This is a genomic window from Curtobacterium poinsettiae, from assembly GCF_025677645.1.
In the GTDB taxonomy this organism is placed as follows: Bacteria; Actinomycetota; Actinomycetes; order Actinomycetales; family Microbacteriaceae; genus Curtobacterium; species Curtobacterium poinsettiae_A.
In genome coordinates this window covers 2,088,548-2,108,240 of sequence record NZ_CP106879.1, presented here as the reverse complement: position 1 = coordinate 2,108,240, position 19,693 = coordinate 2,088,548, and the positions used below count along the sequence as shown (strand labels likewise).

Annotated in this window: 17 protein-coding genes and 1 pseudogene; 4 read left to right on the top strand and 14 right to left on the bottom strand. The window is 71.6% G+C overall.

What is annotated here, in order from left to right; translation table 11 throughout:
* Position 1: 1 nt before the first annotated feature.
* Genes ybeY through hrcA form a run of 6 tightly spaced genes read right to left on the bottom strand, consistent with a single transcriptional unit; the run spans position 2 to position 4,886 of the window.
* Positions 2–463 carry an rRNA maturation RNase YbeY gene (gene ybeY, locus OE229_RS10090; protein WP_017886675.1) on the bottom strand — a complete coding sequence of 154 codons (462 nt, stop codon included), beginning with the start codon at positions 461–463 and terminating at the stop codon, positions 2–4.
* The gene (locus OE229_RS10085) at positions 460–1,602 is read right to left on the bottom strand and encodes a PhoH family protein (RefSeq protein WP_209134694.1); all 1,143 of its coding nucleotides are present in this window, start codon (positions 1,600–1,602) and stop codon (positions 460–462) included. The genes ybeY and OE229_RS10085 overlap by 4 nt, the downstream gene beginning before the upstream one ends.
* Positions 1,592–1,945, bottom strand: a complete 354-nt coding sequence (locus OE229_RS10080) for a histidine triad nucleotide-binding protein (protein WP_128779706.1) — start codon at positions 1,943–1,945, stop codon at positions 1,592–1,594. Before OE229_RS10080 ends, OE229_RS10085 begins: the two co-directional genes overlap by 11 nt.
* A 38-nt stretch (positions 1,946–1,983) precedes the next feature.
* Positions 1,984–2,721 carry a 16S rRNA (uracil(1498)-N(3))-methyltransferase gene (locus OE229_RS10075; protein WP_262137808.1) on the bottom strand — a complete coding sequence of 246 codons (738 nt, stop codon included), beginning with the start codon at positions 2,719–2,721 and terminating at the stop codon, positions 1,984–1,986.
* Positions 2,721–3,833 (bottom strand): molecular chaperone DnaJ, encoded by a 1,113-nt coding sequence (dnaJ, locus tag OE229_RS10070; protein WP_017886671.1) that lies wholly within the window; start codon positions 3,831–3,833, stop codon positions 2,721–2,723. Before dnaJ ends, OE229_RS10075 begins: the two co-directional genes overlap by 1 nt.
* Before the next feature lie 33 nt (positions 3,834–3,866).
* Positions 3,867–4,886, bottom strand: a complete 1,020-nt coding sequence (gene hrcA, locus OE229_RS10065) for a heat-inducible transcriptional repressor HrcA (RefSeq protein WP_110860413.1) — start codon at positions 4,884–4,886, stop codon at positions 3,867–3,869.
* 110 nt (positions 4,887–4,996) lie between these two features.
* Here hrcA and OE229_RS10060 point away from each other — a divergent pair, with 110 nt between their 5' ends.
* Positions 4,997–5,470: a DUF4870 domain-containing protein gene (locus OE229_RS10060; protein WP_307804605.1), complete on the top strand. Its 474-nt coding sequence runs from the start codon at positions 4,997–4,999 to the stop codon at positions 5,468–5,470.
* Between the two features lie 42 nt (positions 5,471–5,512).
* Here the strand turns inward: OE229_RS10060 and hemW are convergent, their stop codons facing one another.
* Entirely contained in the window at positions 5,513–6,766 is a 1,254-nt protein-coding gene (gene hemW / locus OE229_RS10055; RefSeq protein ID WP_111031147.1) for a radical SAM family heme chaperone HemW, read from the bottom strand.
* A gap of 29 nt (positions 6,767–6,795) precedes the next feature.
* Between hemW and OE229_RS10050 the strand changes: the two genes are divergently transcribed.
* A complete protein-coding gene (locus OE229_RS10050; RefSeq protein ID WP_262137803.1) occupies positions 6,796–7,488 on the top strand; it encodes an HAD family hydrolase in 693 nt (230 codons plus the stop codon).
* A gap of 32 nt (positions 7,489–7,520) precedes the next feature.
* Here the strand turns inward: OE229_RS10050 and OE229_RS10045 are convergent, their stop codons facing one another.
* Complete coding sequence (locus tag OE229_RS10045; protein ID WP_262137799.1) at positions 7,521–8,168, bottom strand: DUF1990 family protein; 648 nt, start codon at positions 8,166–8,168, stop codon at positions 7,521–7,523.
* 131 nt (positions 8,169–8,299) lie between these two features.
* Between OE229_RS10045 and OE229_RS10040 the strand changes: the two genes are divergently transcribed.
* Entirely contained in the window at positions 8,300–8,797 is a 498-nt protein-coding gene (locus OE229_RS10040; protein ID WP_262137797.1) for a hypothetical protein, read from the top strand.
* A 7-nt stretch (positions 8,798–8,804) separates the two neighbouring features.
* On the opposite strand, the gene lepA is transcribed toward OE229_RS10040, so the two are convergent.
* Positions 8,805–10,652: a translation elongation factor 4 gene (lepA, locus tag OE229_RS10035; RefSeq protein ID WP_262137794.1), complete on the bottom strand. Its 1,848-nt coding sequence runs from the start codon at positions 10,650–10,652 to the stop codon at positions 8,805–8,807.
* 392 nt (positions 10,653–11,044) lie between these two features.
* Positions 11,045–12,073 carry a pyridoxal phosphate-dependent aminotransferase gene (locus tag OE229_RS10030; RefSeq protein ID WP_263344416.1) on the bottom strand — a complete coding sequence of 343 codons (1,029 nt, stop codon included), beginning with the start codon at positions 12,071–12,073 and terminating at the stop codon, positions 11,045–11,047.
* Positions 12,074–12,296: 223 nt separating this feature from the next.
* Here OE229_RS10030 and rpsT point away from each other — a divergent pair, with 223 nt between their 5' ends.
* On the top strand, positions 12,297–12,557 hold the full coding sequence (gene rpsT, locus OE229_RS10025; protein ID WP_017886662.1) for a 30S ribosomal protein S20: 261 nt from the start codon (positions 12,297–12,299) through the stop codon (positions 12,555–12,557).
* 216 nt (positions 12,558–12,773) lie between these two features.
* On the opposite strand, the gene holA is transcribed toward rpsT, so the two are convergent.
* The 4 genes and pseudogenes from holA to leuS all read right to left on the bottom strand — a co-directional run bounded on the left by holA (position 12,774) and on the right by leuS (position 19,653).
* On the bottom strand, positions 12,774–13,793 hold the full coding sequence (gene holA / locus OE229_RS10020; protein WP_259578218.1) for a DNA polymerase III subunit delta: 1,020 nt from the start codon (positions 13,791–13,793) through the stop codon (positions 12,774–12,776).
* Between the two features lie 412 nt (positions 13,794–14,205).
* A pseudogene (locus OE229_RS10015) lies at positions 14,206–15,639 on the bottom strand (ComEC/Rec2 family competence protein); the annotation flags it as partial.
* Between the two features lie 570 nt (positions 15,640–16,209).
* Positions 16,210–16,938, bottom strand: a complete 729-nt coding sequence (locus tag OE229_RS10010) for a ComEA family DNA-binding protein (protein WP_262126946.1) — start codon at positions 16,936–16,938, stop codon at positions 16,210–16,212.
* Between the two features lie 153 nt (positions 16,939–17,091).
* Positions 17,092–19,653: a leucine--tRNA ligase gene (gene leuS, locus OE229_RS10005; RefSeq protein ID WP_182066658.1), complete on the bottom strand. Its 2,562-nt coding sequence runs from the start codon at positions 19,651–19,653 to the stop codon at positions 17,092–17,094.
* Positions 19,654–19,693: the final 40 nt, after the last annotated feature.

Sequence of the window (19,693 nt, the reverse complement as noted above, 5' to 3'; positions counted from 1 at the left end):
GCTACCGCCCTCGGTGCTGGGCGGCGAAGGCGGTCAGGATCTCGCCCTGGATGCCGAACATCTCGGCCTTCTCGTCGGGCTCGGCGTGGTCGAAGCCGAGCAGGTGCAGGATGCCGTGGCAGGTGAGCAGCAGCATCTCGTCGGTGCTCGAGTGCCCGGCGGTCTTCGCCTGCTCCTCGGCCACCTGCGGGCAGAGCACGATGTCGCCCAGCAGCCCGGCCGGCGTGGGGTCGTCCTCCGTGCCGGGACGCAGCTCGTCCATCGGGAAGCTCAGGACGTCCGTCGGGCCGGGCTCGTCCATCCACCGCACGTGCAGCTGCTCCATGGCGCCCTCGTCGACCAGCACGATCGCGAGCTCGGCGTCGGCGTGGACGTGCATCGCGTCGAGGGCGAAGGCGGCGAGCCGCTGGATCGCGGCCTCGTCCACCTCGACGCCGGACTCGTTGTTGAGCTCGATGCTCACCGGGTGCCTCCTCGGGCGTCGTTCTGGGGGTAGGGGGGTCGTGCGCGGTCCTGCGGCGGGCGTCCCCTGCGTTCGGCGCGGTTGGCGCCGTCGGGGTTGCCGACCGGGGCGGTGCCACGGCCACCGGGGCGCTGCCCGGCCTGCTCGGCGAGGCGCTCCTCGTCGTAGACCGTGTACGCGTCGACGATCCGGCCGACGAGGGTGTGGCGGACCACGTCCTCGCTGCCGAGGCGGGCGAAGTGGATGTCCTCGACCTGGTCGAGGATGCGGGTCACGAGCCGGAGACCGGAGACGTTGCCCGGCAGGTCGACCTGGGTGATGTCACCGGTGATGACCATCTTCGAGCCGAACCCGAGCCGGGTCAGGAACATCTTCATCTGCTCGGGCGTGGTGTTCTGCGCCTCGTCGAGCACCACGAAGGAGTCGTTGAGCGTCCGGCCGCGCATGTACGCCAGCGGGGCCACCTCGACGGTGCCGGCCGCCAGGAGCTTCGGGACCAGCTCCGGGTCCATCATCTCGTTCAGGGCGTCGTAGAGCGGGCGCAGGTACGGGTCGATCTTGTCGGTCAGGGTGCCCGGCAGGAAGCCGAGCCGCTCGCCGGCCTCGACCGCGGGACGGGTGAGGATGATCCGGTTGACCTCGCGCCGCTGCAGCGCCTGCACGGCCTTGGCCATCGCCAGGTACGTCTTGCCGGTACCGGCCGGACCGATGCCGAACGTGATGGTGTGCTCGTCGATGGCGTCGACGTACGCACGCTGCCCGTCGGTCTTCGGGCGGACGGACTTGCCGCGGCTCGACACGATCGGGGTGCCGAAGGTGTCGGACGGCTTGCGGTCGTCGTCGAGGATCCGTGCCGACATCGGGATGTCGGCCGGGCCGATCTCCTGCCCGCGCCTGACCATGCCGACGAGCTCGTCGACGAGCGCCTTCGCGCGGGCGACGTCGCGCTCCGGCCCGGTCAGCGTGACCTCGTTGCCACGGACGACGACCCGGACGCCCGGGTACTGGCGCTCGACGGTCTTGAGCAGACGGTCCTGGGGGCCGAGCAGCTGCACCATGGCGATGCCGTCGACCTGGAGCGAGACCGAGACGGTCTCGTCCTCGGCGGCGGTGGGCTGTACGGGTTCGTTAACCGGCAAGGGTGCCTTCCTGCAGTTCACCTGCGAGTACGTGCGCGTGCACGTGGAACACGGTCTGACCGGCGGCTTCGCCGGTGTTGAAGACGAGTCGGAACTGGCCGTCGGCACGCTCGTCGGCGATCCGCTGCGCGGTGGCGACGACGTGGGCCAACAGTTCGGGGTCGCCCGCTGCGAGTTCGCCGACGTTCGCGTACTGCTCGGTCTTGGGGACGACGAGCACGTGGACGGGGGCCTTCGGGGCGATGTCCTCGATCGCGATCACACGGTCGTCCTCGGCGACGATGGTCGCCGGGATCTCGCGCGCGATGATCTTGGAGAAGACGCTGGGCGTGCTGCTGCTCATGGCTCCATCGTAGGACGCGCCCGACGGCGTGGTCCGGCTCACCAGCGACCCAGTCGCGCCTGCAGGACAGCGAGTGCGACCGGTCCGGCGGTGGACGTGCGGAGCACGCTGTCACCGAGTCGGACCCGCACGGCACCCGCGGCCTCGAGCCGGTCGAGCTCCGCGCCGTCGATGCCGCCTTCGGGGCCGACGACGAGGGCGATGTCCTCGGCGTCCGTCGGAGGTTCCCAGGTGGCGAGTCGCACGGTCGCGGTCGGGTCGAGCAGGACGAGGGTGGTCCCGTCACCGAGCGCGGACACGATCTGTCCGGTCGTCACCAGCGGCACGACGACGGGCACGCGCGGACGGATCGCCTGCTTCGCCGCCTCGTGCGCGATCGCGGCCCACCGCGCACGGCCCTTCTCGACCTTCGCGCCGTCCCACCGGGAGACGCTGCGCGCGGCCGACCACGGCACGACCCGATCGACGCCGATCTCGGTCGCCGCCTGCACCGCCATCTCGTCACGGCCGCCCTTGGCCAGGGCCTGCACGAGCGTCAGCGACGGGCGCGGCGCATCCTGGTGCTCGACGGTCTCGACCGCGAGCTCCAGGGTGTCCTTGCCGAGCGCCGTGACCGGACCGGACACCACGGTGCCCCGTCCGTCGGCCATCCGCAGGACCTCGCCGACCCGGACACGCGCGACGGAGACCGCGTGCCGGCCCTCGGCCCCGTCGAGCGACACCGGGTCACCGACCGCGACGCCGTCGAGCGTGTCGACGAGGTACAACGACGCCATCAGTGGTTGAAGAACCGGTCGCGGAGCTTGCCGAACATGCCCTGCTGGAACCGGGCGAGCTGCGGAGCGGTGGTCTTGTGCGACTTCGCGAGCTGCTCGACCAGCTGCCGTTCCTTGTGGGACAGCTTGGTCGGGGTGACGACCTGCACGCCGACCCGCAGGTCGCCGCGACCGTTCCCGCGCAGCTTCGTGATGCCGCGGTCCTTGATGACGAGGACGTCGGCGCTCTGCACACCCGGTCGGATCTCCAGCTCGACCGGACCGTCGAGACCGTCGATCGTGGTGGTCGTGCCCAGGACGGCGTCGGTCATGCCGACCTCGAGCGTCGCCAGCAGGTCGTCGCCGTCACGGCTGAAGACGTCGTCGTGGCGCACGCGGATCTCGAGGTACAGGTCGCCGGACGGGCCGCCGGCCGGACCGACCTCGCCCTGGCCTGGCATCTGCAGGCGCAGGCCGGAGTCGACGCCGGCGGGGACGTCCACCGGCACGGTGCGACGCGCGCGGACGCGGCCCTGACCCTGGCAGGTCGGGCAGGGGCTCGGGATGACCGTGCCGTACCCGCGGCAGGTGCCGCACGGGGCGCTCGTCACCACGTTGCCCAGGAGCGAGCGGACCTGGCGCTGGATGTGCCCGGAGCCACCGCAGATGTCGCACGTACGCGGGCTGGTGCCCGGTGCGCAGCAGGAGCCGTGGCAGGTCTCGCACAGCACCGCCGTGTCGACCTCGACGTCCTTGTGGGTACCGAAGACGACCTCGTCGAGGTCGACCTCGATGCGGAGCAGGGCGTCCTGGCCGCGCTCGGCACGGCTGCGCGGGCCCGACCCACGGCCGCCGCCACCGCCGCCACCGAAGAAGGCGTCGAAGATGTCACTGAAGCCACCGGCGCCACCACCGAAGGGGCTGTCGGCCTGCGGCCCGGCGTCGTACCGGCGTCGCTGCTCGGGGTCGCTCAGCACGTCGTACGCGTGCGTCACGTCCTTGAAGCGCTCGGCGGCGTCGGGTGCCGGGTTCACGTCCGGGTGGAGCTCACGCGCCAGGCGGCGGTAGGCCTTCTTGATGTCGGCATCGGAGGCGTCTCGCTGGACGCCGAGGACGTCGTAGTGGTCTGCCACGTATCCCTCAGTCGGTTGGGTTCGGTCGGTTGGTCAGTGTTCGCCCAGGAGCTTGGACAGGTAGCGGGCGACGGCGCGGACGGCCGCCATGTTCGTGCCGTAGTCCATCCGGGTCGGTCCGAGGACGCCGAGGCGGGCCACCTCGCCGCCGGCCAGGTAGCCGCCGGCCACGATGCTCGTGGCGTCGAGCCCGTACTCGGCGTTCTCGACGCCGATGCTGGCCGCCACCGCGATGTCGTCCACCTGCATCTCCCCGAACAACCGGAGCAGGGTGACTTGTTCCTCGATCGCTTCGAGCACCGGGAAGAGGCCGCCGGAGAAGTCCTGCTCGCTCTTCGCCAGGTTCGCCGCACCGGCCATCAGCAGGCGGTCCTGCCGGTTCGCCGCGACCTGCTCGATGAGCGTGGCGACGACGACCCCGCCGAGCGTCTGGGCGTCGGGGCGCAGCTGCTGCGGCACGGCTCGGAGCGCGGTCGGGACGTCCTGCAGCAGGAGCCCCACGGTCGCGCCGTTCACCACGGTGCGGAGTTCGCCCAGCGAGCCTTCGTCGAGCGGGACGTCGGTCTCGACCACCCGCTGTTCGACGCGGGCGGTGTCGGTGATGAGCACCACCATCAACCGCGCGTCACCGAGCCGGACGAGTTCGACGTGCTGCACCCGGGCGCGCACCATCGAGGGGTACTGCACCAGGGCGACCTGGTTGGTGAGCTGGCTGAGCAGCCGGACGGTGCGCCCGAGGACCTCGTCGAGGTCGTTCGGGGCGCCGAGGAAGGTCTCGATGGCGTGCCGCTGCGCACTGGAGAGCGGACGGGCACCCGCCAGGTGGTCGACGAAGACGCGGTACCCCTTGTCGGTCGGCACCCGGCCGGACGAGGTGTGCGGTGCCGCGATCAACTGTTCGTCCTCGAGCAGGGCCATGTCGTTGCGGATCGTGGCGGCGCTGACCCCGAAGGCGTGCCGCTCGACGATGGTCTTCGACCCGACGGGTTCACGCGACGCCACGTAGTCGCGCACGATGGCCTTGAGGACCTCGAGGCTGCGTTCACTGACCACGAGCGCCTCCTTTCCCGATCGACCTGGCACTCGGACGTGTCGACTGCTGATCCTACGCCCGACCGCTGACGGCCCGGGACTTCCGTGCGGTCGGCCGATACGCTTCCGCCATGACCTACGGACAGCAGCCCGACGGCCACGGACCCGAGCAGCCCGGCGGCCCCTACGGCCACGGACCCGGTGGCCCCCAGCAGCCCGGCGGGACCCAGTACCCCGGCGGACCGCAGTACCCCGCCGGCTACACCCCGCCCCAGCCGATGCGCCCCGAGGACCAGCGCCTGTGGGCGACGCTGACCCACATCGGTGGCATCTTCTTCACCGTCGTCGTGCCGCTCGTCGCCTACCTGGTCCTCCGCGACCGCGGCGGCTTCGTGCGCGAGCACACCCGCGTCGCCCTGAACTTCCACATCACGATGGCGATCGCGTACTTCGTCGGTTCGCTCACGTCGGTGTTCGGCGTCGGCTTCCTGATCATCCTCGCCGCTGCGATCGTTTCGCTGATCTTCAGCATCATGGCCGCGATCGCCGCGAACCAGGGCCAGTTCTACCGCTACCCGCTCTCGATCGAGTTCATCAAGCAGTAGCGGCAACGGAGCGCAGTGCGCAGCAAGCAGTGCGCACGACCGTCAGTCGAGCAGCTCCCGCACCACCGCGTCGGCGAGCAGGCGACCCTGCAGGGTCAGATCGATCCGTCCCCGCACCGCGGCCGACCCGTCCACGAGTCCGCGTGCGATGAGGCCGGCGACCCGGCCACGGGCCTCCTGTCGGATCTCGCTCGTCGCGAGCTCCCCGCGGACCCGCGCCGCCAGCAGCAGTCGCTCGACGTACCGCGTCTCGTCGTCGATGGTCTCGCGGCCGGCGGCCGGCGACTCCCCCGACAGCACCCGGTTCGCGTACGCGGCCGGGTGCTTGACGTTCCACCAGCGCGTGCCGGCGACGGCGGAGTGCGCGCCGGGGCCGACGCCCCACCAGTCGTGACCCTTCCAGTAGGACAGGTTGTGGCGACTCGCGTGCGCGTCACCGCGCGCCCAGTTCGACACCTCGTACCAGGAGTAGCCGGCGTCGCCGAGCACCTGGTCGGCGAGCTCGTACATGTCGGCGGCCAGATCGTCGTCGGGGGCGGGGAGCTCGCCGCGGGCGACCATGCGACCCATCGCGGTGCCGTCCTCGACGATGAGCGAGTACGCCGACACGTGGTCGGGCTCGCAGGCGATCGCGGCGTCGAGCGAGGTCCGCCAGTCGGCGAGGGACTCCCCCGGCGTCGAGTAGATGAGGTCGAGCGAGACGTCGAGTCCCTGCTGCTTCGCGAGGTCGACGACGACGGGGACCCGGAGCGGGTCGTGCGTGCGGTCGAGCGTGGCGAGCACGTGCGGCACGGCGGACTGCATGCCGTAGCTGATCCGGTTGAAGCCGCCGGCCCGCAGGGTCTCGAGCGACGCCGCGTCGACGGAGTCCGGGTTCGCCTCGGTGGTGACCTCGGCCCCGGGCAGGATGCCCCAGGTGTCGTCGATCGCTCGGAGGATCATCGCCAGGTCGGACGCCGGCAGCATCGTCGGGGTGCCGCCGCCGAAGAAGACGGTCGACACCGGCCGCCGCGGCACACCGGACCGGTCGAGCACGGTCGCGGCCCACTCGATCTCGCGCACGGCGTGCCCGGCGTAGTCGTCACGGCGGACGCCGCGGAGCTCCGACGCCGTGTAGGTGTTGAAGTCGCAGTACCCGCAGCGCACCCGGCAGAACGGCACGTGCACGTACACGCCGAAGGGCACATCGCCGGCGGCGGGAGCGGCCCCCGGCCCGGCAGCGGAGCCCGCTGCCGCCCACGGGGTGATCAGGCCGTCCGCTGGTGCTGGATCGGCGATCGGGAGAGCACTCGGCATGGAGTCCATTGTCCGTCATGATGGGAGCCATGGAGCACCATCCCGTCCCCACCACGGTCCTGTGGGACATCGACGGCACCCTCGTGATGAACGCGTCGTCCCCGGGCAACCTCTACCACCTCGCCCTCGAGCGGGCGGTGGGCCGCGACCTCACCCTCCGGGTCGGGCACCAGCACGGCCGGACCGACGCCGGGCTCATCGCCGAGCACGTGCGCGCCCACGCGTTCGAGGACACCCTGATCCCCACGGTCAGCCGCCACCTGCACGACCTGACTACCGAACGGCACGCCTCCGGCGACCACCGCAGCCCCGTCCCCGGGGCGAAGGCGCTCCTGACCCGCTTCGCCGAACTCGGGTGGCGCAACGGCCTGCTCACCGGCAACTCCGAGTACCGCGCCCGGGTGAAGCTCACCGGCGCCGGGTTCGACGCCGACGTCTTCGACTGGGAGCACTCGTACTTCGGCGACACCGAGGTGGACCGCGCCGGGGTCACCCGACGTGCTGCCGCCGAACTGGTCGGTACCCGGGCGGTCATCGTCGGCGACACCCCGCGGGACGGCGAGGCCGCCGACGCGGCGGGTATCCCCTTCCTGGCGGTGGCGACGGGTGTCTACGACGTCGACGCGCTCCGGCACACGAACGCCGTGACGGTCGCGCGCGACTGCCAGCAAGACGCCGCCCTCATCGAGGACGCGATCGCCGCACTCCCGCCGCTCCGCTGAGGAGCGACCGCGACCGCGACCGCGAGCGACGCCTAGTCGCCCCGCAGCGCCGCCAGGTACTTCTCCGCCATGACCTTCTGCTGCCGCCGCACGAACGGCGCGACGAAGCGCCACCTCCGGCTCGCCGGCTGCGAGAACTGCCGGACCTGCAGCCACACCGAGCCGTCCGGAGTGCGCTCGACGACGAACGACTCCTCGCCGGACAGGGGGTGCCCCTCGAGCGTGCCGTACGCGAAGCCCTTGCGGTCGTGCTCGTCGATAATCGACACGACGCGAACCGGTGCCTGCACGGTCTGCCCGAACGCGTGGATCGTCAGCGTCGCGCTCGTGCCCGCCGTCAGCAGCGGGGTGCCGTCTGGTGCGAACTTCTCGACCCGGGGCGTCCCGATGGACGCCGGGGCGATCGGCACCCCGTCGTCGTCGAAGGTGACCGGGTTGTACCGGACCTCGTCGTCGTCCGGCTGCTCCTCGACGCGCACGCGCACTCCGCTGCGCTCCTGGATCTGCCACGTGAGCGCCTGCACGACGGCGGTCTCGAACCGCTGGTCGCCGTGTCCGATCCGCGCGCGCGACTCGGCCGGTGTGAATCCCTCCGGCGGGTAGGTCATGAGGTCCGACGCCTGGGTCGCCCCCACCGCGCCGTACGTCAGGGCGGTCCGGTAGCTCCCGCGGATGCTCATGCCGCCATCGTACTTGGGCGGACCACCCGGGATCGAACCGATCCGCGCTCACCTCCGTCGGACCGACCCACCGGCCGTGCACCCCGAACTGGAGGCCCGACAACCGCCCACCCCACGGCTATCGTCAGCAGGTGCCCCGCCCCACCCCTGCCCGCTCGCGGTCCGTCGACCGCCGGACCGCCGTCCTCGCCGCGCTCGCGCTCGTCGCGTTCGGCGTGGCGGCGACCGCCCGGGTGCTGGTGGACGTGACCACGTCCGCCGCGGCGTCACCCGCCCGGTACGCGACCGTCGCGGTCGCCCCCGAGGCGTGGAACGGCTTCGACACCGCGAACGTCATCGCCGCAGTCGGAGCGAGCTGCGCCGGCGCCGGGGTGCTGCTGTTCGGTGCGGCACTGGTGTCGGCGGTGCGGCGTCACCGCGGCCGTCGGCTGCCGCTGGCCCTCGCGGTCGTGACGCTCGCGATGGTCGTCGGGGCCGTGGTCGCCGGAGTGGCCTCCGGCGAGCAGACCGATTTCGACGCGGCTGCCCACTGGGCCATCCTGCGGACCGCACTGGCCGGACTGGCCGCAGCGAGCGTCCCGGCCCTCTGCCTGGCCGCGCTGCGGGCTCGCGCCCGCCGGACCGGCTGACCCGGCGCTACTTCTTCTTCTCTTCGACGTCGCCGGAGAGCGCCGCGATGAAGGCTTCCTGCGGGACCTCGACCCGACCGATGGTCTTCATGCGCTTCTTGCCCTCCTTCTGCTTCTCGAGGAGCTTGCGCTTGCGGGTGATGTCACCGCCGTAGCACTTCGCCAGGACGTCCTTGCGCATCGCGCGGATGCTCTCGCGGGCGATGATGCGGGCACCGATCGCGGCCTGGATCGGCACCTCGAACTGCTGGCGCGGGATGAGCTTGCGCAGCCGCTCCGTCATGAGCGTGCCGTAGGCGTACGCCTTGTCGCGGTGCACGATCGCACTGAAGGCGTCGACCTGGTCGCCCTGCAGCAGGATGTCGACCTTGACGAGGTCGGCGGCCTGGTCGCCGGTGGGCTCGTAGTCGAGCGACGCGTAGCCCTGGGTCTTGCTCTTCAGCTGGTCGAAGAAGTCGAAGACGATCTCGCCGAGGGGCATCTCGTAGCGGATCTCGACGCGCTCCTCGCCGAGGTACTCCATGCCGAGCAGGGAGCCGCGGCGCTGCTGGCAGAGCTCCATGATCGCGCCGACGTAGTCCTTCGGCGCCAGGATCGCGGCGCGGACCATCGGCTCGCGGACCTCGACGATGCGCCCGGTCGGGAACTCCGAGGGGTTCGTGACCTCGGTCACGGCGTTGTCCTCGGTCGTGACCTCGTAGATCACGCTCGGGGCCGTGGTGATGAGGTCGAGCCCGAACTCGCGGGACAGTCGCTCGGTGATGATCTCGAGGTGCAGCAGCCCGAGGAACCCGCAGCGGAACCCGAAACCGAGCGCGACCGAGGTCTCCGGCTCGTAGACCAGTGCGGCGTCGGAGAGCTTGAGCTTGTCGAGGGCTTCGCGGAGCACGGGGTAGTCGCTGCCGTCGATCGGGTACAGGCCCGAGAACACCATCGGCTTCGGGTCGGTGTAGCCGGACAGCGGCTCGGTCGCGGGCTTCTGTGCACTCGTGACGGTGTCGCCGACCTTGGACTGGCGGACGTCCTTCACACCGGTGATCAGGTAGCCGACCTCGCCGACGGACAGCCCCTTCGTGGGCTTCGGCTCCGGGCTCGAGACCCCGATCTCCAGGATCTCGTGCGTCGACTTGGTCGACATCATCTGGACCTTCTCGCGGGGCGCGATGGTGCCGTCGATCATGCGGACGTAGGTGACGACACCGCGGTAGCTGTCGTAGACCGAGTCGAAGATCATCGCGCGGGGCGCGGCCTCGGCGTCGCCGACGGGGGCCGGCACGCGACGGACGACCAGGTCGAGGAGCTCGGGCACGCCGACGCCGGTCTTGCCGGACACCCGGAGGACGTCCTCGGGCTTGCCACCGATGAGCTGCGCGAGCTCGGCCGCGTACTTGTCCGGTTCGGCCGCCGGGAGGTCGATCTTGTTGAGGACCGGGATGATCTCGAGGTCGTTCTCGAGCGCCAGGTACAGGTTCGCGAGCGTCTGCGCCTCGATGCCCTGGGCGGCGTCGACGAGCAGGATCGCGCCCTCGCACGCGGCCAGGGAACGCGAGACCTCGTACGAGAAGTCGACGTGCCCCGGGGTGTCGATCATGTTCAGCGCGAAGGTCTCACCGTCGAGCTCCCACGGCATGCGCACGGCCTGCGACTTGATCGTGATGCCGCGCTCGCGCTCGATGTCCATGCGGTCGAGGTACTGCGCACGCATCGCGCGGTCCTCGACGATGCCGGTGATCGACAGCATGCGGTCGGCCAGCGTCGACTTGCCGTGGTCGATGTGCGCGATGATGCAGAAGTTGCGGATCGCGTCGGCCGGGGTCGCTGCGGGCTCCAGCGGAGCGGATGCTTGTGGGCTCACGGTTCCTCAGGTGGGTCGGACGGTCGCAACAGTCTCCCACGCTTGCGTGCCGGCGTCGCGCAGCGCAGCTCGCACGGTGCGAGTTCGTGCGTGCGTCGCACCGTGCGACGCTGTTCCGTCGTGCGGTGTTCCCGATTCCGTGCGAGGGGCGGGACCTCGCACGGAATCCGGAACCGGGCACGGAACGCGATCAGACCTCGCACGGAGCGATGCGTGGCGGACGCGGGGCGGGCCTCCCGGCCGCACGCTCCGAGCGTCAGACGGCGACGTGCGCCGGAGCCGGCAGTGCGCCGAGGCCGCGCCGGAGGTCGTCCGCGGTGGCTGCGAGACACACGCGGATCCACCCCTCGCCGGTGCGTCCGAAGGCGCTGCCCGGTGCGACGGCGACCCGCTCACGCTGCAGGAACCCCAGCGCCCACTCGGCGATGTCCCCGTCGGACGCGTGCGATGTCGATCCACAGGTAGAACGCGCCGCGCGGGTCGAGGTACCGGATGCCGGCGGCGTCGAGCGTCTCCTTCGCGACCTCGAGGTTCGCGCGGTAGTGCTCCCGAGCGTCGCGCACCGCGGAGTGGTCCCCCACGATCGCCGCGAGGGCCGCGTACTGGTCGGGTTCGGCGACGCAGCTGATCATGGCCTCCTGCGTGGTCCGCATCGTCGCGCCGAGCCCCTTCGGGGTGACGAGGTAGCCGACGCGGACGCCGGTCATCGCGTACGTCTTGCTGAGCGAGAACGCCGAGAACACGCGGTCGTCCTCGTCGAGCGCCGCCAGGCTGACGTGCCGGGTGCCGTAGGTGAAGTACTCGTAGACCTCGTCGCTGATGACCCAGAGGTCGTGCCGCTTCGCGAAGGCCAGGAGCGCACGCAGGGTCTCCTCGCCGAAGACCGAGCCGAGCGGGTTCGACGGCGAGTTGATGATCAGCACCCGGGTGCGTTCGGTGACGCTCGCCTCGAGGGCCTGCAGGTCGGGCTCGAACCCGTGCTGCGGCTCCAACCGGTACGGCACCGGGGTCGCCCCGATGATGTGCGCGTTCATCGTGAACGTCGTGTATCCGGGGTCCGGCACGAGGACCTCGTCGCCCGGACTGAGCGTCAACGTCATCGCCTGGAACAGCGCCTGGGTCGCGCCGATCGTCATCCAGATCTGCTCGAGGTCGGCCTCGATCCGGTTCTCGCGGCGGAGCTTGTCGCGGACGGCTTCGCGCAGGGGCCCGATCCCACCGTTCGGGGTGTACCCGGTGCGGTCCTCGGTCCAGGCGCGACGGGCCGCCTCACCGATGTGCGGCGCCACCGGGACGTCCGGCTCGCCGATGACGAGCATCGTGACGTCGGTGCCGCTCGACTGCAGCAGGGCCGCCTGCTCGAAGACCCTCCGGATGCCGGAGGCGGGCACGGTGTCGATGCGCGGTGCGAGGGAGGGCATGTCCGTCACGGTATCCGGTGCGTGTTGCCGCCGGGTTTCGCCCGCGGTCGACCGCAGGCTCCTGCCGATCCGGCGGTGTTTCGTGCTTTGGTGGCAGCCCGCTTGCCTGGTAGTGTTGGTGGCTGGCTTCCGCGTTCCCCGCCCACGGGTGGAACGCGATGCGACCACGGGCCCCTCTACCCTGCGGTCGCGCCCACCCGTACGAGACGAGCAGGAGCAATTCATGGCGAACATCAAGTCGCAGATCAAGCGCATCAAGACCAACCTCAAGGCCACCGAGCGCAACAAGGCCTACAAGTCGGAGCTCAAGACGCACATCCGTCGTGCCAACGACGCCGTCGCCGCCGGTGACAAGGACAAGGCCGTTGCCGCCCTGGCCCTCGCGTCGAAGAAGCTCGACAAGGCCGTGAGCAAGGGTGTCATCCACAAGAACCAGGCCGCGAACCGCAAGTCGGCCATCGCGAAGAAGGTCTCGTCGCTCTGACGTCCTGACCCTTCTGGTCTCGAAGGCCCCGCACCGTCGGTGCGGGGCCTTCGTCGTGCGCGGGGTTCGCTGCGTCTCGTGCGCTGCGTCGGGGTGCGTTGCGTCGGGTGCGTTCCGTGAGCAGAAACGGTCGGGTCGCGGCGGCACACCCGACCATCTCTGCTCACGATGTGCCGGCTGACAGGCGCGAGGGACAGCCGGGAGGCCCGACTCGCCTCAGCGGGGCTCGCCGCGTCGGGCGATGGTGCGGACCATGACCTCGAGCGCGTAGTGCGCGTCGCGCGAGCCACCCTTCACCGCGGTGTCCGCCTCGGCGATGCTGATGATCGCGTTCGCCAGCCCGGACTCGCTCCACCCGGCGACGTCACGCTGCGCGCGCTGCACCTGCCACGGCGCCATGCCGAGCGCCGAGGCCGCCTGCCCGCTCGGACCCCGGAAGGCGCTGACCTTCGCCATCGTGCGGATCTTGCTCGCGAACGCGGCGACGATCGGCACGGGTGCCTCGCCGGTGGCCAGGGCGTGCCGCAGCTCGACGATCGCCGGCGCCGACCGACCCGCGAGGGCGATGTCAGCGACCTTGAACGCGTTCGTCTCGACGCGACCGCCGTAGTACTTGTCGACGACCTTGTCGGTGATCTCCTCGGCTTCGTCCGCCAGGAGCTGTCGGCACGCGGCGGCGAGTTCGGCGAGGTCGTCGGCGAACGCGGTCACCAGGGTCCGGACCGCGGACGGCGCGATGCGGCGTCGTGCGGCGCGGAACTCGGCGTTCACGAAGTCGATGCGGTCCGTCTCGCGCTTGAGCTCGTCGCACAGCACCTCGACCCCGCCGCCGACACCGCTGCGGATCGTGTCGAGGAGCTTCTTGCCGCGCATGCCACCCCCGTGCCGGAGCACCAGGGTCACGTCGTCTGCGGGGGCCTGCAGGTACGCGATCGTCTCGGTGATGAAGGCGTCGGTGCACTTCTCGACGTTCGTGACCTGCACGAGCCGCGGCTCGCCGAACAGCGACGGGCTGGCGAGGGTGGCGAGGAGCCCGGGGGCGTACTGGTCGGCTTCGAGGTCGTGCACCTCGAGCGCGGGGTCCTCGCCCTGCAGCAGGTCCTTCAACACACCGCGGGCGCGGTCGGCGAGGAACGCTTCGGGCCCGGTGATGAGCACGACGGGCGCCGGACGGATCCCCGACCAGGGCACCTGGTCGATCTTCGCTGCGGCGCGCGCGGGCTTCTTGGCGGCCATGTGGTCCTTCCGGTGGTGCCGGCCCGGACGGTGCCGGGTCGAGTGGTGCACCGACGATCCTACGGGCGGCCGCCGACGACGAGCGCTCCGTCCACACCCGCACCTCGTCGCTGCCGGAGCGAGCGAGCACCACGGTGCCGCGCTCGTCCGTGCGGAGCGGCAGCGTGCCCGCGGCCTCGAGCGTGCCGAGGGCCGATGCCGTCGGGTGTCCGTAGGTGTTGTCCGCCCCGACGCCGATGAGCCCGACACGCGCCGTGAGCCCCCGGTAGAGCTGCGGGTCCTGGTCCGCCGAGCCGTGGTGCGCCACCTTCACGACGTCGATCGGCCCCACCGGCAGCTCCCCGGAGTCTCGGAGCCGACGCTGCGACGACTCCCCGAGGTCGCCGAGGAAGACCCCGATCAGGCATGCCGGGCAGGAGTCTCCGTCCGCCGGCCCCGTGGTGAGCACGATGCTCGCGTCGTTGCCGGCGGCACGGTCGTCGCCCGGTGGCCACACCACGCGCCAGGCGAGCGGTCCGAGGGTTCCGGAGACCCGGTCGTCGGCCGTCCGGACGTCGACACCGGCACGTCGGAGGTCGTCGACCACCCGCTCGTCCGACGCACGGCCCACCGGTCCGACCAGGGCGGTCTCGACTGCGCCGGCCACAGCGCGCACCGCGCCGACGTGGTCGCGGTCGAAGTGCGTCAGGACGAGCAGGTCGACCCGGGCGACCCCGAGCAGGTCCAGGCACGCCCGGAGCCGCTCCTCGTCGTCGCCGGTGTCCAAGAGGGCGACGGCGTCGTCGCCACGGAGCAGCACGGCGTCCCCCTGCCCGACGTCGCAGGCGGCGACCGACCAGTCCCCCGGCACCGATCCCCGGACGACGAGCACCGGGACGGTGACCGCTGCGACGCCGACCACGACCACCGCCCCTGCTGCGAGCAGCAACCGGGAGCCGAGCCGTCCCCGGACCAGCACCGCGACCGCGATGCAACCGCACACCAGCACGGCGGCGGCCACACCGAGCACGCCGGCCGGCCAGGGTACCGAGGCGTAGGGCAAGGCCGCTGCCCCGTGCGCGATGCTCCCGACGGCGGCGGCCGGGACCCACGCGACCGCCGCGAGCCCCTGCGCACCCACCGGCCACACCGGAGCGAGACCACAGGCGGCGAGCCCGACCACCGTGACGACCGGCGCGAACGGCTCCGCCAGCAGGTTCGCCGGCACCGCGTAGGTCGGGAGCGTCGCCGACAGCGGGATCGTCACCGGCCAACACGCCACCTGCGCCGCGACGGGGATGGCGAGTGCGGCGGCGACCGGCGGCCACACACGACGCGCCAGGAGCTCGGTGAGCGGCGGGGCGAGCACCACGATCCCGCTCGTGGCGAGCACGGACAGGGCGAACGCAGACGACCGTGCGAACCAGGGGTCGACCACGAGCATGCCGACCGCGGCGAGGGTGATGAGCGGGACGCCCCGCACCGGTCGACCGGCCAGGTGCACGGCGAGCACCACGATCGCCATCACCGTCGCCCGGACGATCGAGGGGTCGGGCCGCACGAGTACGACGAACACCAGGAGCACGCCGACGGCCGCCGCGGCCCGGGCGCCTCTCGGCAAGCCACAGGCGCGGCCGAGGACCACGACGAGCCCGACCACCACCGCGCAGTTCGCCCCGGACACCGCCGTCAGGTGCGTCAGCGCGGAGGCCTCCATCGCCGCCTCGGTCGTCGGGTCGAGGCCGGATCGGTCCCCGATCGCGAGTCCGCGCAGCAGCGCCGCTCCGGGCTGCGGCAGGTCGGCCGTGGCCCGGACGAACGCCTGCCGCGCGGTGTCGGTGGCGTCGAGCAGTCCGTCGGGCGGCACCGACGACGGGGCCCCGCGCAGGAACGCCACGAAGGCGGTCGCGGAACCGGGTTCGTCCGGCCGAACGGCGGCGGTCACGGTGACCCGGGCTCCGGCCGCCAGCACGGCGACCGGTGCGTCGCCGTGCTGGTCGGGGACGAGTCGGACCGGCACCCGGAGCCCGTCGAGCTCGTCAGCGCGCACCAGCGTCGCGGTGACGGAGCGGTCGCCCGGCACGAGGTCACGGGTCAGCACGGCCTCGACGTCCACGTGCCCCGACCCCGGACCCGCGACGAGCGCGCGCAGCGGTTCCGGGGCCCGCCGGGACTCCCCCACGGTGACCGACACCGCGAGCAGCGTCGTCAGTGCCCCCGCGACGAGCAGCAGACCGGCGACGACCGGCACGACCCCGGTGCCCCGACGCGACCGGAGCACGCTGCCGCTGACGCCGGTGAGGATCGCCGCAGCCCCACCGACCACGGGTGCCACGTCGGGGACGCCGACGAGCAGGGCGGTCGCGATCCAGGCGGCGGCGACCGGCACCGCGACCCGCAGGTCGATCGCACTCGGCGCGAGCTGCACCGTCGCCCCTCAGACCCGCACACGATCGCGGAGCTCGGCGAACCGCACGTCCCCGATGCCGCTGACGTCGAGCAGGTCCTCGACCGCGGTGAACCGGCCGTGCTCGTCCCGCCAGGCGATGATCCGACCAGCGAGCCCCGGTCCGATCCCGGGCAGGGTCTCGAGTGCGGCCTGGTCGGCGGCGTTCAGGTCGACGACGGCGGACCCCTCACCCCCGGTACCCGCATCGCCACCGCCCCCGCCACCGCCCCCCGCGGCCCCGGCAGCGGCAGCCCGCCCGGCGCCAGCACCGTCTGCCGCCGGCCCGAGCGCCTCCGGCACCTCCTGCTGCCCGAGCCGCGGCACGTACAACCGCTCGCCGTCCGTCAGCACCCGGGCAAGGTTCAGGCGGTCGAGGTCGGCGTCGTCCGCGGCACCACCGGCACGTTCGAGCGCGTCCCCGACGCGGCTCGATGCCGGCAGCTCGACCACACCGCTCCGCCGTACCGCCCCGAGCACGTGCACGACGACCGGCCCGGCACCCGGCCCGGACGGCAGAGCACCGGCAGCATCTCCGGCTGACGGCGAGGGCGCACCCGATGCCCCACCCGCGCCGGACGTGGGTGCCCCACGCACGACGACCCCTCCGGTTCCGTCGGTGCCCCCGCCGCCGCCCGACACCATCGCCCCGACGAGCACCACGACGACGGCGACCACCACCACGACCGCCGCCAGCACCACGGCGGCCCGCGGTGACAAGGCGAGACGGGACCACCAGGGTCCGGGAGACGACGGGGAGGACATGCCCCGAACGCTACGGAGCCCGGCCGATCGGCCGGGCTCCGGAGGCGACACCCGTGGACGGGTGCCGCGAACGCCCCTGCTGTGGAGGGACGACGCCAGCGACGGTCGCTACCCCTTGATGGCGATGTTCACGAGCTTCGGCGCGCGGACGATCACCTTCACGATCTCGCGGTCACCGATGTACCGCTGCACGTTCGCCGACGACCGTGCGAGCTGCTCGAGCTCATCCGCCTCGATCGACTTCGACACCTCGAACGAGTCACGCACCTTGCCGTTGACCTGCACGACGGCCGTCAGGGTCTCCTGCACGAGCAGCGTCGGGTCGGCCTTCCGCCAGCCGTACGTGGCGACGGTGGCCTCGTAGCCCAGCTTCTCCCACATCTCCTCGCCGGTGTACGGCGCGAAGACGCTCAGGCCGAGCGCGATCGTCTCGACGGCCTCACGCACGGCGGGGTCTCCGGCACCGGGGCCGCTGTCGATCGCCTTGCGGGTGACGTTGACCAGGTCCATCAGTCGCGCGATCACGACGTTGAACTTGAACGACTCCATCATCCCCGGGGCGTCGGCGAGGAACCGGTGCGTGACCTGGCGGAGTGCCCGGTCGCCATCGGCCCACACGACGTCGCGTGCGGACGTGACGTCGAGCGCCAGGCGGTACGCCCGCGCCAGGAACCGAGCCGAGGCGGACGGCGAGACGTCCTCCCAGTTGATGTCGTCCTCCGGCGGGCCGGCGAAGCCCATCACCAGGCGGATGGCGTCGACGCCGTTCGCGTCGAGCTCGTCGCCGAGTGAGACGCCGCCCTTCGACTTCGACATCTTCGAGCCACCGGACAGCACCATGCCCTGGTTGAGCAGCGCCGAGAACGGCTCGGTGAAGTCGAGGTACCCGAGGTCGAAGAGCACCTTCGTGACGAAGCGGGCGTAGAGCAGGTGCAGGATCGCGTGCTCGATGCCGCCGATGTACTGGTCGACCGGAGCCCAGCGGCGTGCGGCTGCCGGGTCGAACGCCTGGGTGTCGTCGTTCGCCGACAGGAACCGCAGGAAGTACCACGACGAGTCGACGAAGGTGTCCATCGTGTCGGTGTCGCGGAGCGCCGGGGTGCCGTCGACGGGGTTCGGCACGTTCACCCAGTCGGTCGCGCCGCCGAGCGGGGACGTGCCCTTCGGCTTGAGGTCGAGCCCCTCGGTGTCCGGCAGCACGATCGGCAGCTGGTCCTCGGGCACCGGGTGCTCGGAGCCGTCGGCACCGTGGATGATCGGGATCGGGGTGCCCCAGAAGCGCTGGCGCGAGATGAGCCAGTCGCGCAGCCGGTAGGTCTTGGCGGCACGACCGGTGCCGCGCTCCTCGAGCAGGGCGATGGCAGCGGTGATGGCGTGCTGCTTCGACATGCCGTCGAGCGGCCCGGAGTTGATCATCCGCCCCTGACCGGTCAGCGCTTCGCCGGTGGCGACCGGGTCGAGCGTCGGCACGTCGAAGTCGTCGAGCGTCGCGCCCTCGGGGATGACCGGGATCGCCCCGGTGACGGCGGCGTTCGTGTCGACGACCACCTTGACGGGCAGGTCGAACGCCCGCGCGAAGTCGAGGTCGCGCTGGTCGTGCGCGGGCACGGCCATCACGGCACCGTGGCCGTAGTCGGCGAGCACGTAGTCGGCGGCCCAGATGGGCAGGCGTTCCCCCGTCAGCGGGTGGATCGCCGACCGACCGAGCGGCACGCCGGTCTTCGGGCGGTCGGCGTTCTGCCGGTCGATCTCGGACGTCTTCTGCGTCGCCGTCAGGTAGGCGTCGAAGTCGTCACGGACGGCGGACGGCACGGACGGGTCGGCAACCAGCGCGGCAGCCAGGTCCGAGTCCGGGGCCACCACCAGGAACGTCGCCCCGTGGATCGTGTCCGGACGAGTGGTGAACACCGTGACGGGCTCGTCGCGGCCCTCGATCACGAAGTCGACGTCGGCACCGACCGAACGGCCGATCCAGTTGCGCTGCTGCGCGATGACCTTCGCCGGCCACCGCCCCTCGAGCTGGTTCAGGTCGTCGAGCAGCCGGTCGGCGTACTCGGTGATCTTGAAGTACCACTGCGTGAGCTTCTTCTTCACGACGACGGCGCCGGAGCGATCCGAGGTGCCGTCGGGGAGGACCTGCTCGTTCGCCAGCACGGTCTGGTCCACCGGGTCCCAGTTCACCCAGCTGTCCTTGCGGTACGCCAGGCCCTTCTCGTACATCTTCAGGAACAGCCACTGGTTCCACTTGTAGTACTCGGGGTCCGAGGTGTGGATCTCGGTGGTCCAGTCGAACGACGGCGCGTAGCGCTTGAAGGACGCCTTCTGCTGCTCGATGTTCGCGTAGGTCCAGTCCTTCGGGTCCACCCCGCGCTTGATCGCCGCGTTCTCGGCGGGCAGGCCGAACGAGTCCCAGCCGATCGGGTGCAGCACGTTGAAGCCCTGCTGCCGCCAGTACCGCGCGACGAAGTCACCGAGCGCCCAGTTCTCGGCGTGCCCCATGTGCAGGTCGCCGGACGGGTACGGGAACATCTCGAGGATGTACTTGCGCGGACGGGTGTCGTCGAGGTCGGTGGTGAAGAGCCCGAGCTCTTCCCAGCGGGGCTGCCACTTCTCCTGGATACGACGGAAGTCGTAGGCGTTCGGGTCCTCGGCGTGCTGCTCGGTGGTCACGGACGTCAACGATACAAGCCGCCGGGCCCGTCCCGCGTCC